Annotated in this window: 14 protein-coding genes; 6 read left to right on the top strand and 8 right to left on the bottom strand. The window is 55.8% G+C overall.

Going from position 1 to position 16199, the window contains the following annotated elements:
- Positions 1–36 precede the first annotated feature (36 nt).
- Positions 37–738 carry a GNAT family N-acetyltransferase gene (locus EBC_RS12870; RefSeq protein ID WP_013202229.1) on the bottom strand — a complete coding sequence of 234 codons (702 nt, stop codon included), beginning with the start codon at positions 736–738 and terminating at the stop codon, positions 37–39.
- Between the two features lie 139 nt (positions 739–877).
- Between EBC_RS12870 and EBC_RS12865 the strand changes: the two genes are divergently transcribed.
- Positions 878–1768, top strand: coding sequence for an SDR family oxidoreductase (locus EBC_RS12865; RefSeq protein WP_013202228.1), 891 nt, complete (start codon positions 878–880; stop codon positions 1766–1768).
- Between the two features lie 73 nt (positions 1769–1841).
- Here EBC_RS12865 and EBC_RS12860 read toward each other — a convergent pair whose 3' ends face one another.
- The 3 genes from EBC_RS12860 to EBC_RS12850 all read right to left on the bottom strand — a co-directional run bounded on the left by EBC_RS12860 (position 1842) and on the right by EBC_RS12850 (position 6157).
- A complete protein-coding gene (locus EBC_RS12860) occupies positions 1842–3314 on the bottom strand; it encodes a pyridoxal phosphate-dependent decarboxylase family protein (protein ID WP_013202227.1) in 1473 nt (490 codons plus the stop codon).
- Positions 3315–3328: 14 nt separating this feature from the next.
- Positions 3329–4714 (bottom strand): diaminobutyrate--2-oxoglutarate transaminase, encoded by a 1386-nt coding sequence (locus EBC_RS12855; RefSeq protein ID WP_013202226.1) that lies wholly within the window; start codon positions 4712–4714, stop codon positions 3329–3331.
- Between the two features lie 321 nt (positions 4715–5035).
- Complete coding sequence (locus tag EBC_RS12850; protein WP_013202225.1) at positions 5036–6157, bottom strand: Fic family protein; 1122 nt, start codon at positions 6155–6157, stop codon at positions 5036–5038.
- A gap of 485 nt (positions 6158–6642) precedes the next feature.
- On the opposite strand from EBC_RS12850, the gene EBC_RS12845 reads away from it, so the two are divergent.
- Positions 6643–7527: a beta-1,6-N-acetylglucosaminyltransferase gene (locus EBC_RS12845; RefSeq protein WP_013202224.1), complete on the top strand. Its 885-nt coding sequence runs from the start codon at positions 6643–6645 to the stop codon at positions 7525–7527.
- 75 nt (positions 7528–7602) lie between these two features.
- Here the strand turns inward: EBC_RS12845 and EBC_RS12840 are convergent, their stop codons facing one another.
- Complete coding sequence (locus EBC_RS12840) at positions 7603–8202, bottom strand: pentapeptide repeat-containing protein (protein WP_013202223.1); 600 nt, start codon at positions 8200–8202, stop codon at positions 7603–7605.
- Between the two features lie 58 nt (positions 8203–8260).
- Between EBC_RS12840 and EBC_RS12835 the strand changes: the two genes are divergently transcribed.
- Entirely contained in the window at positions 8261–8680 is a 420-nt protein-coding gene (locus EBC_RS12835) for a GNAT family N-acetyltransferase (RefSeq protein WP_013202222.1), read from the top strand.
- On the opposite strand, the gene EBC_RS12830 is transcribed toward EBC_RS12835, so the two are convergent.
- The 3 genes from EBC_RS12830 to EBC_RS12815 all read right to left on the bottom strand — a co-directional run bounded on the left by EBC_RS12830 (position 8677) and on the right by EBC_RS12815 (position 11558).
- Positions 8677–9978, bottom strand: coding sequence for a glycoside hydrolase family 10 protein (locus tag EBC_RS12830; RefSeq protein WP_081461037.1), 1302 nt, complete (start codon positions 9976–9978; stop codon positions 8677–8679). The two genes, EBC_RS12835 and EBC_RS12830, sit on opposite strands and share 4 nt — an antisense overlap.
- A 117-nt stretch (positions 9979–10095) precedes the next feature.
- On the bottom strand, positions 10096–10500 hold the full coding sequence (locus EBC_RS12820; RefSeq protein WP_013202220.1) for a GFA family protein: 405 nt from the start codon (positions 10498–10500) through the stop codon (positions 10096–10098).
- Between the two features lie 23 nt (positions 10501–10523).
- Positions 10524–11558 carry a LacI family DNA-binding transcriptional regulator gene (locus EBC_RS12815; protein ID WP_013202219.1) on the bottom strand — a complete coding sequence of 345 codons (1035 nt, stop codon included), beginning with the start codon at positions 11556–11558 and terminating at the stop codon, positions 10524–10526.
- A gap of 218 nt (positions 11559–11776) precedes the next feature.
- Here EBC_RS12815 and EBC_RS12810 point away from each other — a divergent pair, with 218 nt between their 5' ends.
- The 3 genes from EBC_RS12810 (at position 11777) to EBC_RS12800 (ending at position 16193) form a co-directional block, all read left to right on the top strand.
- On the top strand, positions 11777–12805 hold the full coding sequence (locus EBC_RS12810) for an ABC transporter substrate-binding protein (protein ID WP_013202218.1): 1029 nt from the start codon (positions 11777–11779) through the stop codon (positions 12803–12805).
- 95 nt (positions 12806–12900) lie between these two features.
- Positions 12901–15135 (top strand): ABC transporter permease, encoded by a 2235-nt coding sequence (locus EBC_RS12805; RefSeq protein WP_013202217.1) that lies wholly within the window; start codon positions 12901–12903, stop codon positions 15133–15135.
- Positions 15132–16193, top strand: a complete 1062-nt coding sequence (locus EBC_RS12800) for an ABC transporter ATP-binding protein (protein WP_013202216.1) — start codon at positions 15132–15134, stop codon at positions 16191–16193. The genes EBC_RS12805 and EBC_RS12800 overlap by 4 nt, the downstream gene beginning before the upstream one ends.
- The last annotated feature ends 6 nt before the right edge of the window (positions 16194–16199 follow it).

Genomic DNA, 16199 nt, shown 5'->3' with positions numbered 1-16199 from the left:
CGCAATCCACGCGTCCTGAAAATTCAGCGCGGGCATTTATCCGTTTTTGAAAAAAGCCGATAACGGCAGTCTCTGCTGGCCATCAGTAGTGAAGTTTGCGGCTGAGAGCCAGCCAGACAGTGCGGCCGCGATCGCCGGCCATTCGCCATCGATGATCGACAACCAGTCGGTGTCACGGTTGCGCTGCTTGCGGGTCATCGCCTGACGGAAACAACCCTCGAAGGTAAAGCCGATCCGCTCAGCCGCGCGGCGTGAGGCGAGATTGGTGGAATCACAGCGCCAGGCCACGCGGCGATAGCCGAGGGAAAAGGCCTGGGTCAGCAGCAGCAGCAGGGCGTCGGTGCCGAGTACCGTGCGCTTCATCAGCGGCGACCAGGTAACGTGACCGATTTCGCAGGCGCCGTTGACCGCATCGATATTGGCGAAGCACACCGCGCCAACGGCTTGCCGGGTGCTGTTATCGACCACGGCATAGCTCACCAGCCCCTGATCCAGGCATTTATGCGTTACCCACGCGATCATCTCCGACAGTGAGGCCGGTTTTTGCGCTCCCAGCCAGGTCCAGTCGCGATCGTCTTCCGCCAGCGAAAAGGCCTGAAACAGGGCGTCGCTGTGCTGCGGATCAAGCGGTTCGAGCGTGCAATACCGTCCGGATAGCGAACCGCGCGGAAAAGGGCCCGCGGGCTGCCAGTCGGGTAACGCCACGCCCACCTGTTGACCGTATTGATTGATATTCACCTGTATCTCTCCTGTTATCGTCAGCGCGTTGCGGCGTTCTGAATCGAACCTGTTAGTTTCTATACTACGATAAAGTCACTACTTTTCTGCGTTGAGCTTAAGCGCAACACTGGTGCTCACACAACCAGGAGGCTATCTGATGCTTGTATTTCTCACTGGCGCGACGGGGTTTATCGGCTCGCGCATTGTTACCGAACTGCTGGCTGCCGGACATCAGGTCCTTGGCGTCACCCGCTCTGACGCCGGGGCGGAAGCGTTAACCGCGGCGGGCGTGGAAGCGTATCGCGGCACGCTGGAAGATCCGGACAGCCTGCGCGCCGGGGCGGTCCGTGCGGATGCGGTGATCCATACCGCGTTCGATCATAACTTCGATAACTTTGTCGCCAACTGCGAAAAGGATCGTCGGGTGATCGAGGCGTTGGGGGATGCGCTGAAAGGCTCTGACCGCCCGCTGATCATTACCTCGGGCACCGGTATCGGCGATGCCGGCGACGGTCAGCCGGCGTCTGAATCGGTATTTAATCCTCAGCACGCCAACCCGCGCATTATGTCCGAATTAACCGGCAATACGCTGCTGGACGCGGGCGTGAATGTGCAGGTGGTCAGGCTGCCACAGGTGCACGATACGGTGAAGCAGGGACTGATCACGCCGTATATCGCCATCAGCCGGGAGAAGGGCGTGGCGGCATATGTCGGCGAGGGCACTAACAGCTGGCCGGCGGCGCACGTGCTGGACGTGGCGAAGCTCTATCTGCTGGTGCTGGAAAAGGGCCAGAAAGGCCAGCGCTATCATGCGGTGGCTGAAGAGGGCGTGTCTGCCAAAGAGATCACCAACGTCGTCGCCGCCGGTCTGGGTGTTCCGGTGGTGTCCTTGCCGCCGGAAGAGGCAGCGGCGCACTTTGGCTGGTTTGCGATGTTCGCCAGTATGGATTTGCGCGCCTCAGGCAAATGGACGCAGCAACAGCTGGGTTGGCAGCCCAGGGAACGGGGATTGATCGCCGACTTGCAGGCAATGGATTACAGTCAGTAAAACTGCCATCCATGACGCAATAAAAAAGCCGGTAACATCACTGTTACCGGCTTTTCTGTTAATGCTGCGAAAATTACGCGGCGATTAACGTCTGTGCCGTGCTCTCAACCAGCGCCAGCAGGATTTTGATGTCCTCAAGCGTTACGGTCGGGTTCAGCAAGGTCATTTTCAGACAGGTGACGCCATTCGACTCGGTCACACCGACGTTGGCGCGGCCTGAATCCAGCAGCGCATCACCAATCTTCTGGTTCAGCAGCACAATAGCCGCATCCGTGGGGAACGCAGACTGCTGCGGACGATAACGGAACAGCACGCTTGCCAGCTGTGGCTTCATCACCAGCTCCAGCGCAGGCTGCTCAGCCACGTAGCTTGCCACCTGTTGCGCCAGGGTTACGCCGTGATCGATGATCTCCGCGTACTGCTTCTGTCCTAATGCTTCCAGACCCATCCACAGTTTCAGCGCATCGAAACGGCGGGTGGTTTGCAGCGATTTGGACACCAGATTTGGCACGCCCTGAGCTTCATCAAACTCGGAGTTCAGGTAAGCCGCCTGATAGCGCATCAGCTCATAGTGGCGCGCTTCTTTCAGCAGGAAGGCGCCGCAGCTGATGGTCTGGAAGAACTGCTTGTGGAAGTCCAGGGTAATGGAATCCACCAGCTCAATGCCGTCCAGATAATCGCGATACTTCTCAGACAGCAGCAGCGCACCGCCCCAGGCCGCATCAACGTGCACCCAGATCTGCTCTTCAGCGGCAAGCTTCGCAATCGCGCGCAGCGGATCGATAGCACCGGCATCGGTGGTGCCAGCGGTGGCGACAATCGCCAGCACCTGCTCACCGTTGGCTTTCGCCGCCGCCAGCTTCTCCGTTAAATCGGCCAAATCCATACGGGCGAATTCGTCGGTTTTAACCAGGGTAACGGACTGATAACCCAGACCCAGCAACGCCATGTTCTTCTGCACCGAGAAGTGCGCATGCTCAGAACAGAACACTTTAATCTTCTTCAGGTTGCCCACCAGGCCATCCTGCTGAATTGAGTGTCCCTGACGGGCAAAGAAGGCATCACGCGCCAGCATCAGGCCCATCAGATTGCTCTGGGTGCCGCCGCTGGTGAACACGCCCGCATCGCCAGCCTGATAGCCAACCTGAGTACGCAGCCATTCAATCAGCTTCATCTCGATGATGGTGGCTGACGGGCTTTGATCCCAGGAGTCCATGCTCTGGTTGGTGGCATTGATCAAGACTTCCGCCGCCTGGCTCACCACCAGGCTCGGGCAGTGCAGGTGCGCCACACACTGTGGGTGATGCACCGACAGGCTGTCTTTTAAGAAGAACTCAATCGCACGCTCAATAGCGGCCTGGTTACCCAGGCCCTGAGGATTAAAATCCAGCGTAATGCGTTCGCGAAGCTCAGCAACAGTTTTCCCCTGATACATCTCAGGTTGTTGCAGCCATTGCACCACGGCCTGGCTGCTCTGCTCGATCGCCTGCTTATATGCTTCTGTGCTCTGCGCAGAAGCCGCCAGAATAGGGTTTAATCCGGACATCAACTTCACTCCACTCAGACGGGTTTTACGCCAGCAGCTAACAGGGCGTTTTCAAATTTATCCAGGAACACGGTCAGCTCTTCCTGAGAAATCAACAGGGAAGGCAGCAGACGCAGCACGCAACCGTTACGGCCGCCGCGCTCCAGGATCAGACCCGCCTGGAAGCATTTCTTCTGCAACAGTGCAGAAAGTTCCGGATCGGCAGGGTAGCAACCCATATGATCCTGCGCTTCGCCTGGCTTCACGATCTCAATGCCGATCATCAGGCCCAGACCGCGAATGTTACCGATCACCGGGAAACGTTTCTGCATCTCAGCCAACTGGCCTTTCAGCCATTCGCCCTGTGCGGCCACTTTCCCGGCAATGTTGTTTTCGGTCAGGTGCTTCAGCGTGGTCAGGCCGGTCGCCATCGCCAGCTGGTTGCCACGGAAGGTGCCGGTGTGGTGACCCGGTTCCCAGGCATCAAATTCTTTCTTAATACCGAGCACCGCCAGTGGCAGACCGCCACCTACAGCTTTAGACATCACGATGATGTCTGGCTCAATGCCCGCGTGTTCGAAGGCGAACAGCTTGCCGGTACGGCAGAAGCCAGCCTGAACTTCATCGATGATCAGCAGGATGCCGTGCTCTTTGGTGACTTTACGGATGCGCTGCAGCCACTCAGCCGGCGCCGGGTTAACGCCGCCTTCGCCCTGAACGGCTTCGAGGATCACCGCCGCAGGTTTGCGCACGCCGCTTTCCACGTCGTTGATCAGGTTTTCGAAGTAGTAGGTCAACGCCTTCACGCCAGCTTCACCGCCAATGCCCAGCGGGCAGCGGTAGAGGTGCGGATACGGCATAAACTGCACTTCAGGCATCATGCCGTTGACGGCTTCTTTCGGCGACAGGTTACCTGTTACCGCCAGCGCGCCATGGGTCATGCCGTGATAGCCGCCGGAGAAGCTGATCACGCCAGTACGACCGGTATGTTTTTTTGCCAGTTTCAACGCCGCTTCGACGGCATCCGCGCCAGAAGGGCCGGTGAACTGCAGGCAGTACTCTTTACCCTGACCAGGGAGTAAAGAGAGAAGATAAGCAGAGAACTCATCTTTTAATGGCGTGGTCAGGTCCAGTGTATGTAACGGCAAGCCGCTGGTAATGACACTTTGTATGCTTTGCAGGACGTCAGGGTGGTTGTGGCCAAGAGCCAGGGTTCCCGCGCCAGCCAGGCAGTCAAGATAGTGATTATTCTCAACGTCGGTAATCCAGACGCCCTGTGCTTTTGCTATAGCAAACGGCAACTTGCGTGGATAACTCCTGACATTTGATTCAAATTCAGCTTGTCTCGCCAAATAGGTTTCATTGTTTGCATGTGAAGACTTTGCACCTAAAGTATCAATACGGACTTTATCCGTCATCATATCTCTCCTACAACCGGGGGCATCGTTGGCACCCTGATTGAAACTGGTTAAAAAAGTAGCGACTCTGTATAAAAGCGCGCCCAATATAGGGCTTTTCCCCCCCGAGCTCAATGATTAATTTTGTTAAGATTTGTTTACTATTTTTCTTTATGAATCATACCGTTGCAGTGTCCTTTTACTGTGTGTGGTTATCATACAAATGTGACGTTTTTGTTAAACAGCACAAAAGGGACTTTGAGACCGGCTGAGAAGAGGGATGTTTAAGCAGAAAGCGGCCAAAAGATACGCAAACGCTTACCTTGCGTAACATGTGTTTAAACTTCATTTAGTCACTAACACCTGATAACGGGTGCTGCGTCCGCCGCCCGGCAGTTTTTCAATACAGCCTTTGTCCAGCAGATCCGCTAAATGGCGGGTTGCGGTGGCCTTACTGACTTTGGCCACCTTTTGGTACTGACTGGCGCTGATGCCCGCTTCAAAGCCCTGATCGCCGCCATCCAGCAGGCGGTTCAGTACTTTAATTTGTTCCTTACTCAGCGCGTCATGGTGATGGCGCTGCCAGAAGCGGGCTTTGATCTGCGTGCGCTCAACACTGTTAATGGCTTCGCGGATGCTTTCCTGCAACGTGTCCAGAAACCAGCTGAGCCAGTCGGTGATATCCAGGCCGCCTTTCTGCGTCTGTTCCAGTATCTGGTAATAACTTGCGCGCCTTGCCAGGATTGCCGGTGACATGGCATACAGCCGGATGGTCTGGCTGTCCGCCTGCGATAACGCCAGGTCGGTTAATGCGCGGGTGATACGTCCGTTGCCATCATCAAAGGGATGCAGGGTGATAAACCACAGATGACTGATGGCCGCACGCAGCAGAGGATCCAGCAGCGCATCTTTCTCGCTGGCAATAAACCAGTCAATAAACTGGGCCAGCTGCGCTTCCAGCCCCTCGCGAGGTGGGGCGATAAAGTGGATCACCGGTTTATCGATACGTCCGGACACCACCTGCATCGGCTCATTGCCGCGTAATTTGCCCACCGCAAGCGAATGGATGGAAAGCCCCTCCTGCGGGAAGATCCACTGATGCCACTGACACAGGCGCTCGACGCTCAGCAGATGCTGCCGGTTATCGATGGCATCCAGCATCATCGCCGCCAGGCCTTCAGAACGATCGGAAACCGGCCAGGGTTGTTCTTCCGTCACGCCCAGCCGGCGGGCCAGCGACGATCGCACCGACTGCACATTGATCGGCTCTTCTTCAATGGCGGAAGAGGAGAGGATATTGGCCATCAGAGTATCAAGGGTTTGCACTTCATCATCGGGCAGCATTCCCGCGCGCCCGAGCAACAGCCCGCGTTGCTGCTGAATATCGCGCAGACGTGGCAATAATGCCGCCTCATCCCAGCGAAAGTGGGGCCAGTCCGGCTGTTGCCAAATCCAATCTGAAGTCATATTTTTGCCCGCCTTAATCAAGTGGTGAGCCGATTAATCTGACTATTCGGCTCACTGAATGAGCCGAATATAGCAAACAATCGGCTCACGGGCGAATGTGACCACTCTTCCAAACACCCAAGAGAGAGCGACGCCAACGGTGTAAAAGCCGGCAACGACACGGCTGGCATTCGCTGGCCGGTTTGGTCTGACTGAGAAGAATAAATATCGTTAAGAGGGGTTGAAATGGAAGGGAGATAATTTTTAATTCCCCGTTAAAATTTAAGCCTCTCATTGTTTACGTATTCAACTGGTTAGACCTTTTTTGTTGCTGAGTTTTTGTCATTAATCGGCAAGATTGAAAAGTATAAAAATGAAACGGCAGTAAGCGTGTTATACTCGATCTATTACCACTTTCTCTCATTTGGTTTTAACGAAGATCCCTTCGTTTGTTACCTCATTATTTCCATGAGGATTATTTTATAATAATCAAGAAAGGAAATTCAATGATCGCTTATTTTATTCTTGCACACCGTTACCCTCACCAGTTTAAACGTCTGTTTAAATCTATCTATCATGCGGATAATCATTACCTGATCCATATCGATAAAGGTGCAGAGGCTGAAACGGTTGATGACATCACCCTGTTTTTAAAAGACTATGACAATGCGTCGATATTAGAAAGCAAAGATGCGATCTGGGGCGGCTATAGTCTGGTGGATGCAGCATTACGCGGCATTAAAAAACTGGTCAATATGGACGTTAAATGGGAATATTTTATCAACCTCAGCGGGCAGGACTTCCCGTTAAAAAGTCAGGCAGAGATACTGAGCTTCCTGAATCTGCATAAAGGCGTTGAATTTATTAAGGTTGCCGATCAGGCCAAAATCCGTCCGGAAACCCTGCACCGCATTAAAGACTATGTGCAGGAAGTGGGGGATAAATTAGAAATCGATCCGCTTGCCAACCGGATGTTTTTAAAAGGTGTGACGCCCTATATTGGCAATCAATGGATGATCCTCAGCCGGGCATTCTGTGCGTTCATTACCTACAGTCCTGAACTGAAAAAGTTTGAAGACTTCTACCGAAATACGCTGATCGCAGATGAAGGTTTTTTCCAGACGGTATTGATGAATACCACCTTTAAATCAGTGATCGTCTCCGACGATAAACGTGAAATTGACTGGGTCGCCAGTGACGATATTAAGCTGCGTCCGCGTGATTTTGTCCGAAAAGATTCAGTGGTTTTGCTTAACAGTAAAAATTTATTCGCCAGAAAGTTCGATGAACAGGTCGATAGCGCCATTCTGGGTATCCTCGAAGACAGCCTGACCAGCCTGCCGGTAAAAGAAAGAAGTGCCGCAACGGCTAAATTCCATCTGGTTAATTAGTTAATCGTGTAACCTAAATCGGCTTTACGTCATCTGGTGTTTCTTTATTCATCAACCAGATGACGAATATTCTGTTTAATCGACTAATTCAATCCCCAATCCTGCCAGCAAATTCACCGCTTCCAGCCGCGAAAATTTCGCCCGCGCGACGGTATTGTGCATCACGTCGATGGTGAAGTTCCACGAGTCGGTAAAATCCGCCGCCCGCAGATTGGTGTTGTTAAATAAACTGCCTGCCAGGTCGCAGCCGGTGATCGTTGCGTTGGCCAAATCACACTCGCGGAAGTCCACCTCATGCAGCTTGCACTCGTCCAGCCTCAAACCATTTAACTTCAATCCCTGAAACGACGCGTTGGTTAACAGGCATTGAGTAAACTGCAGCTCAGGATCGAGATTGAAGGTTGGCCACTGCGCGCGCGTCCAGTCTATGCCGCTCAGCTTGCACTCATTGAACGCCACCTCATAAAACGTCGACCAGCTGATGCCCGTCACGCTGAGGTTACAGTGGTTGAAGGTACATTGGGTGAACTTACAGCGGGTCAGTTGCGCCGAGGTAAAGTTGCAGTTATTGAACACGCACTCTTCAAATCGCGCGCTTTCCAGACTGGCTGAAATAAGATCCAGCTTATCGAAGGTTTGCTGAAAATAGTCTTGATTGCTGACCGGATGTTCCATGATGATGCTCCTTGAGTCTTGATACTATCGATCGCCATCATCAGCAGGAGAGTCTGGCATGTCAGAGGCAGAGATCGGCTACAAAATTAATGAACCTATCACCGAAACGCAGTTTATCAACTTACTGAAAGAGACCTCGCTTGGCGAGAGAAGGCCAATTGCCGATCGGGATCGCATCGCCGATATGCTGAAACACAGCAACCTGCTGGTGACCGCCTGGATTGGCGACCGGCTGGTGGGCGTGGCGCGATCGCTGACCGATTTCAGCTTTTGTTGCTATCTGTCCGACCTCGCGGTGTCCGAGACGGTGCAAAAGTCCGGGCTGGGTAAAAAGCTGATATCAGTCACCGCCGCGCAGCTTCATCCAAAATGCCGCGTTATCCTGCTGGCCGCGCCGCTGGCGGTGGAATACTACCCAAAAATCGGTTTTGAACAGCATCCCAGCGCCTGGAATTTATTGGCCGAACAGGTTGATTAGCGTCCCCAGCGTGAGCGCAGATAATCGACCGCTTTCTGCGTCTGCGGTTGATTAAGGTAGTTCTCCCTGAAGAGGATCGTGCCGTCAATCTGCGGCACGGCATCGTTCAGATCGAGCTGCTTTTTCAACTCGGGCACGCCGCCTTCAATCATCCAGTCCGGCTCCATCTTCGACGGTTCGCCAATTTTATACAGCGCCACGCCGATATAGAGTTTGGTCGGGGTGTTTTTCACCACGTTCGCCCACCAGTTTGCCAGCACATCATAGCGCGCCGCATCGCGCGCGAAAGGCCAGTACAGCTGCGGCGCAATATAATCCAGCAGGCCCTGTTGCACCCAGCGGCGGGTATCGGCATAGGATTCGTCATAGGCGGCGGCTCCACGAGTCGCTGAACCAGCCGGATCGTGCGAAATATTCCGCCAGACGCCGGCCGGGCTGACACCAAACTGCACATCCGGTTTCAGCTGCTTGATGGTGCGCGACACCTGCTCGATCAGCAGCTGGGTGTTATGTCGGCGCCAGTCCGCTTTTGAGGCAAACCCCTGACCATAGCGGCTGTAGGTTTGATTGTCGTTCAGGGCAGAGCCGGGCGATTCGGTATAGAAGTAATCATCAAACTGCACGCCGTCTATCGGGTAACGGGCAACCACTTCGGAGACGATGCTGGTGATCCAGTCCCGCGCTTCCGGAATGCCCGGATCGAGGACAAAGCGATCGCCTGAGGTACGGATCCAGTCGGGATGCAGCACAAACACGCTGGCGGGATGAAGCGACACGGTGCGGTTTAACTCGGCAACCGTCGACGCTTTGGTGTTGACCGACACGCGATAGGGGTTAAACCAGGCATGCACCTTAATGCCGCGCTTGTGCGCTTCATCGAGCATAAACTGCAGCGGATCGTAACCCGGATCCTGGCCAATTTTGCCGGTCAGCATATCTGACCACGGCAGGATTTTGGAGGGCCACAGCGCGGTGGCATCCGGTTTAACCTGGAAGAAGACGGTATTGATGCCGAGGCTTTTCAGCTTATCCAGCTTGTACTTCAGCGCCTGTTGCTGCTGGCTGATACGCAGCGCCGCACTGCTAACGTTCACCGACGAGACCGGTGGCCAGTCCAGCCGCGAAACGGTGGTCAGCCAGACGCCGCGCATCGGCTGCGCGGTAAGTGACGGTGTCACAGGGACCGGTTGCTTAGTCACCGGTGGAAAGGGCGTTACCAGCGATTTGGGTGGCTGTGAGGCGCAGCTGGCAAGCAGCAACGCGGTGCCAACCAGCGCCAGCGCGCTGAATTTTTTCAGATTGGTGGCCGGGAAAAAGCGGCGAGAAAGGGCGATGATAGCCTCCGTGCTGACGTAAAAAGTTGCCGTATCTTACCCTAATCAGGCGTCTCAGAGACACCTGATTACCGACGGTGATTACTTGGGTGTGTACGAGATGTAGCCGGCGATGCCGCCCGCGCCGCCGTCTTTGGGGTGATTAAGGCCATCGGAGACCGGGACCGGGGAAAAGTCGAAAGGCGTAACGCCTTCTATGCAGGCGACGTTAATGCCGTAAAATTCCGGATTCGAACGCCGTTGGTGGAAGGTATAGACACCGCAGGTTTTGCAGAAGAAATGCGCGGCTTCGCCTGAATTAAAGCGGTACTCGGTCAGCATATCCTGCCCTTTGATCACCTCAACCCGTTTACCCATCGCCATCACCGCGCCACGCTTCGCGCACAGGGAACAGTTGCAGCGAAGCACGCCGTTAAAGCCATCAATAAGCTCGACGTTAAACACGACGGAACCACAATGGCACTGTGCTGACTTAATGTCTGACATGACGACCTCTGAATAGTGTTGGTTTATCCCCCACGGACCGAGCCACGCCACACCACGCTGGCTTCATACAGGCATTTGTCGCTGGGCCGATCGACGCGAGGATCCAGTTCATGGCTGCTTTTTTCCTGAGCAACCAGCCACTGTACCGCCTCGCGGGAAAAGGTTTCCATCGGCGGGGCGAAGGTGGTGAGGTTGTAGGATGACCAGCCGCTTTGCGCAATATTGTCGTAGCCCACGATACACAAATCTTCCGGGATGCGTAAGCTGAAACGAGTTCGCGCTTCGTCCATAAAACCACAGGCCACCAGATCGGTAACGCAAAATACCGCATCGGGCCGCTTCTGCCGGGTCAGCAGGCGATGCGCCAGTATCTGTCCGCTTTCATACGAGGTGGTGCCGAAGCGCTCAACGTCCACCGTCAGGCCGGCGCGTTCGGCCGCGGCCAGAAAATCTGTTTCTCGTTTCATCAGGCTGGGGGTACCGGCCAGCGAATTGGCAAAGGCCAGATGGCGACAGCCTGCGCGCACAAAGGCGCTGATGGCGGTATCGGCCGCCTTGCGGGAATCCAGGTTGATGCTTAGCGAACCGGGCAGGGATTCGTCACGGTTAATCAGAATCAGGTGCTGACCGTGCTGATAGCAAAGCTGAGTGATGCCGCTGTCCGGCATGCCTGAAAGAATAATCGAGGCATCGGCGCGGAAGTTGATCGCCTGCTGCAGGGCCGCCGAGACGCTGTTATCGGAAAGATCGGTGTTAATGATCATCGCTACCTTGCCGGCTTCCTGCAAAAAATGCGTCAGCCAACTGACCAGGCTGGCACGGTAGGGCGTGGCGACATCGGAGACGATCAGGCACACGATGCCGCTGCGGTTACTGACCAGGCTACGCGCCAGATGATTAACGTGATAGCCCAGCTCTTCTGCCGCTTTCATCACCCGGTTGCGGGTACTTTCAGACACGCTGGCACCTGGTGTAAAGGTGCGCGACACCGCCGATCGGGACACGCCGGCACGCTGCGCGACGTCATACGCATTAATCCCCGTTTTACCCTGGCTCACATTTTCTCTCCTGCTGGCAACCACACCTGAATGACTATTCCACCTTTTGCACAAGTGTGCAAAATAATGCGCCGTGATTATGTTGCAATTTTGTGACACTGCCAGTCAATTCGGCACCAAGGTGATTGACGGGCGAAATTATGTACTCTATTACTTTGCACACATGTGCAAGATGCTTGTTTTATCAGCAACACAAATAACAATCAAGGAGAATACCCATGCGTCACACCTTGTTGATCACTGCCCTGACACTTTGCGGATCCAGCCTGCCGCTGATGGCCAGCGCCGCCGGGAACCTCAATATGATCTGTTCAGCGGATGTGGTGGTCTGCGAACATATGACCGACATCTTCAGCAAATCGCATCCGGACATTAAAGTCAGCATGGTCCGGCTCTCCGCCGGAGAAGCCTATGCCCGTTTACGCAGCGAAGCGCGTAACCCGCGCACCGACATCTGGTGGGCAGGCACCGGCGATCCGCATATGCAGGCCGCATCAGAAGGGCTGACCCAGGTGTACAAATCGCCGCTGTTGCCGCAGCAGCAAGACTGGGCACAGAAGCAGGCCGAGATTTCTGGTTATCGCACCGTCGGCATCTACGCCGGTGCGCTGGGCTGGGGCTATAACACCAAGCTACTCGCCGAGAAGAAGATCAAAGCGCCGGCCTGTTGGGCGGACCTGCTTGACCCGGCCTTCAAGGGCGAAATCCAAATCGCTAACCCGAACTCCTCCGGCACCGCCTATAACGCCTTAGCCACGCTGGTGCAGATCATGGGTGAAGATAAGGCGTTCGATTACCTTAAAAAGCTCAATGACAATATCTCGCAGTACACCAAATCCGGCTCTGCGCCGGTGAAAGCGGCGGCGCGCGGTGAAACCACCGTCGGCATCGTCTTTATGCATGATTCGGTGGCGATGGAAGTCGATGGCTTCCCGGTGAAAACGGTCGCGCCTTGTGAAGGCACCGGCTACGAGATTGGGTCGATGTCGATTGTGAAGGGCGCACGCAACCTGGCCAGTGCCAAGGTCTGGTATGACTGGGCGCTGAGCGCAGAAGCCCAGTCGCATATGAAAGAAGCCAAATCCTTCCAGCTGCCGTCCAATACCAAAGCTGAAATCTCTGAATACGCGCCGCGCTTCGAAAATATCAAACTGATTGATTACGATTTCAAAACCTATGGCGATACCGCGAAGCGCAAAGCGCTGCTGGGCCGTTGGGATAAAGAAATCGGCGCAAGCGCTCAGTAATCTCGCACTGCCGGGATCGCCCGGTAGCTTTACCGAACAGCGGTGGCTCACGCCTGACGTCCGCTTCAGCCTGCCCGTTCAGGTCGAGGTGTTGTATGAATACAAATAACCGGCGGTTAGTCGGCGCGCTGGGTCTGGGCGCGGTCGCATTATCGCTGCTGCCCTGGTACAGCCTGGAAGCGGGGTTCTTCCAGTTCTCCTGGCTCACCACGCTGTGGGGCGATGAGGCGACCGCGCCAGGCCTGTGTCAGATGCTGTCGCATTTGCATCCGTGGTTAATGGCGATCGTCAGTTTGTTTGGGCTGGCGGCACTCAGTGGCTTGATCAAACACAGCGGCACGAGGAGTGCCTTATTGCTGGCGGTCAGCGCGCTGGGCATCGTATTTATGGTGGTTGAAGGGCACGCAATTGGCTACAGCGGCTGGAACTGGCTGTGGCTGGAAAATGCCTTCGGGCCGCTGGCACAGGGCCAACCCGCGTTTGGCGCCGGCGCAATTCTGATGCTTACCACCTTTCTGCTGCTGTTCTCCTTTGCGCTGGCAGAGCGTGGAGTGTTGAAAGGCGATGCCTTTGTGGTCGCGTCGATTGTGATGCTGGTCGCGCTGGTCAGCACCTTTGTGCTGTATCCGGTGCTGAGCCTGTTTGTCGCATCGGTGCAGGATGTCGACGGTAGCTTTAAGCCGGACGGGCTAATCAGCAATATTCAGGATCCGGCCATCTGGAGCCTGTCCTGCCTGACCGGCGGAAGTTGCGGCACCGCCTGGCGCACGCTGATGCTGGCGCTGATGACCGCCACCGGATCAACGTTGCTGGGACTGGCTTTTGCGCTGGCGGTATCGCGTACCGGCTTGCCGTGTAAAAAAGCGCTGCGGATGCTGACCATCCTGCCAATCATCACGCCGCCGTTTGTGATCGGGCTGGCCCTGATCCTGCTGTTTGGCCGTTCGGGTGTGGTCACCACGCAGCTCGCCGCGCTGTTTGGCATTGAACCGGGACGTTGGCTGTATGGCATGACCGGCATCTGGATTGCCCAGGTACTGTCGTTTACGCCGGTGGCCTTTATGGTGTTGATTGGCGTGGTGGAAGGCATCAGCCCGTCACTGGAAGAAGCATCTCAAACGTTGCGCGGCAACCGCTGGCACACCTTTTCGCGGGTTTCGCTGCCGTTAATGGCGCCGGGACTGGCCAACGCCTTCCTGATCAGCTTTATCGAAAGCATGGCGGATTTCGGCAACCCGATGGTGCTGGGCGGCAGTCACGGCGTGCTTTCTACCGAGATTTTCTTCTCGGTGGTCGGTGCGCAGAACGATCCGAGCCGGGCAGCGGTGCTGGCAATGATCCTGCTGTGCTTTACCTTATGCGCCTTTATAATTCAACGCGTGTGGCTCTCCGGTAAAAGCTTCGCCACCGTGACCGGCAAGGGGGATGGCGGCCGCCATGCGCAGTTACCGAAACCGATGCGGCTTGGCGTGTATGGGTTGGTGATCCCGTGGGGACTGTTCACCCTGGTGATCTACGGCATGATTATGATCGGCGGTTTCGTGCAGTCGTGGGGACTGAACAATAACCTGACGCTGGAACATTATATTCGCGCCTTTAGCATCACGCTGCAGGATGGGCATCTGCTGTGGACCGGCGTCGCCTGGAACTCGTTCTGGACCACGCTGGAAATCGCGCTGATCGCCGCACCTCTGACGGCCATCGTCGGCCTGTTAACCGCCTGGCTGATCGTCCGGCAGAAGTTTGCCGGTCGTCAGGCGTTTGAGTTTGCGCTGATGCTGAGTTTTGCCATTCCCGGCACGGTGATCGGCGTCAGCTATGTGATGGCCTACAACCTGCCGCCGCTGGAAATCACCGGCACCGCGTTGATCCTGATCGTCTGCTTTGTCTTCCGCAATATGCCGGTCGGCGTGCGTGGGGGGATCGCGGCGATGAGTCAGCTCGACCAGAGCCTTGATGAAGCCTCCTTGACCCTTGGGGCCAACAGCTTCCGCACGCTGAGAAAAGTGGTGCTGCCGTTGTTGAAACCGGCGATCAGCGCCGCACTTGTGTATGCCTTTGTCCGGGCGATCACCTCAATCAGTGCGGTGATTTTCCTGGTCAGCGCGCAGTACAACATGGCGACTTCGTACATTGTTGGGCTGGTCGAAAACGGCGAGTACGGTGTGGCCATCGCCTATTCTTCGGTGCTGATCGTCGTGATGCTGGCGATCATTGCCGTATTCCAGTTGCTGGTCGGCGAACGTCGCCTGGGCCGGGCAAGTAAAACCACGCAGGTGGCGACGATAGCACCGTCTGCCGCTGCCTTAACCCAGGAGAATGCCGTATGAGCGCGTTAAAAGCCGGAACCGTTGTGTTTGAACATGTCTCAAAGCGCTTTGCCGGATTCACCGCCGTTCCCGACCTGTCGCTGACGGTTGAGGCGGGCACGCTGGTGACGCTGCTGGGGCCTTCGGGCTGCGGCAAAACCACCACGCTGCGTTTACTGGCCGGGCTGGAACATCCCACGTCCGGTACCATTCGCATCAGCGGCAAAGATGTGACCAATCTGCCGGCCAATGAGCGCGACGTGGCGATGGTGTTTCAGTCCTACGCGCTGTTCCCGCATATGTCGGCTCTGGACAACGTGATGTACGGATTGCAGGCCGGCGGCATGAACAAGAAGGAGGCGCAGGACCGCGCCAGAGAAGGGCTGAAGATGATCGGTCTGGAGCATCAGGGCAACCGGCTGCCTTCGGAACTCTCCGGCGGACAGCAGCAGCGTATTGCCGTTGCTCGCGCGCTGGTACTGGAACCGCAGGTGCTGCTGCTGGATGAGCCGCTGTCTAACCTCGATGAACGCCTGCGCCGTCGGGTGCGGACGGATATCCGCGATCTGCAACAGCGCCTGGGCTTCACCGCCGTGTATGTCACCCACGATCAGGAAGAGGCGCTGGCCGTTTCCGATAAAATCATCGTGATGCAGGAGGGGAATATTGCCCAGCAGGGTGCGCCGGAAACCCTGTACCGCTCGCCGAACTCGGTGTTTATCGCCGATTTTATGGGTGAAGCGAACATCCTGCCGTGTGAAGTTGAAACATTGGAAGGGGATAATGCCCTGATCCGCCTCGGCAGCCAGCGTTATCGGGTGCAGGGGAACGGCGCGCAACCGGGTAAGGCTCAGCTCTCGGTGCGTCCGCAGTTCATCACCGTCTGCCCGTCTGGCGAAGGCGCGCTCGACGGTGAAATTATACATACCACCTGGCTTGGCGATCATATTGAATATGAAGTGAAAACTGACCTTGGCGCGCTGTTTATCGTTGATACGCAGATGGAACAGCGGCTGCCGCCTAATGCTCGGGTGAAGCTGGATTTTAAACCGCAAGGCCTGGCGCTGATTGCCCCTTAACCCTGG

The organism is Erwinia billingiae Eb661 (assembly GCF_000196615.1).
In the GTDB taxonomy this organism is placed as follows: Bacteria; Pseudomonadota; Gammaproteobacteria; order Enterobacterales; family Enterobacteriaceae; genus Erwinia; species Erwinia billingiae.
The sequence above is the reverse complement of the archived record's forward strand: the minus strand, read 5'-3'. Positions and strand labels throughout refer to the sequence as shown.

Bases quoted from the DNA above. Each gene is read 5' to 3' on its own strand.
- EBC_RS12860 (WP_013202227.1), bottom strand. From the start codon at position 3,314: ATGTCCGGATTAAACCCTATTCTGGCGGCTTCTGCGCAGAGCACAGAA.
- EBC_RS12865 (WP_013202228.1), top strand. From the start codon at position 878: ATGCTTGTATTTCTCACTGGCGCGACGGGGTTTATCGGCTCGCGCATT.
- EBC_RS12840 (WP_013202223.1), bottom strand. From the start codon at position 8,202: ATGGAACATCCGGTCAGCAATCAAGACTATTTTCAGCAAACCTTCGAT.
- EBC_RS12845 (WP_013202224.1), top strand. From the start codon at position 6,643: ATGATCGCTTATTTTATTCTTGCACACCGTTACCCTCACCAGTTTAAA.
- EBC_RS12800 (WP_013202216.1), top strand. From the start codon at position 15,132: ATGAGCGCGTTAAAAGCCGGAACCGTTGTGTTTGAACATGTCTCAAAG.
- EBC_RS12820 (WP_013202220.1), bottom strand. From the start codon at position 10,500: ATGTCAGACATTAAGTCAGCACAGTGCCATTGTGGTTCCGTCGTGTTT.
- EBC_RS12805 (WP_013202217.1), top strand. From the start codon at position 12,901: ATGAATACAAATAACCGGCGGTTAGTCGGCGCGCTGGGTCTGGGCGCG.
- EBC_RS12835 (WP_013202222.1), top strand. From the start codon at position 8,261: ATGTCAGAGGCAGAGATCGGCTACAAAATTAATGAACCTATCACCGAA.
- EBC_RS12810 (WP_013202218.1), top strand. From the start codon at position 11,777: ATGCGTCACACCTTGTTGATCACTGCCCTGACACTTTGCGGATCCAGC.
- EBC_RS12850 (WP_013202225.1), bottom strand. From the start codon at position 6,157: ATGACTTCAGATTGGATTTGGCAACAGCCGGACTGGCCCCACTTTCGC.
- EBC_RS12855 (WP_013202226.1), bottom strand. From the start codon at position 4,714: ATGATGACGGATAAAGTCCGTATTGATACTTTAGGTGCAAAGTCTTCA.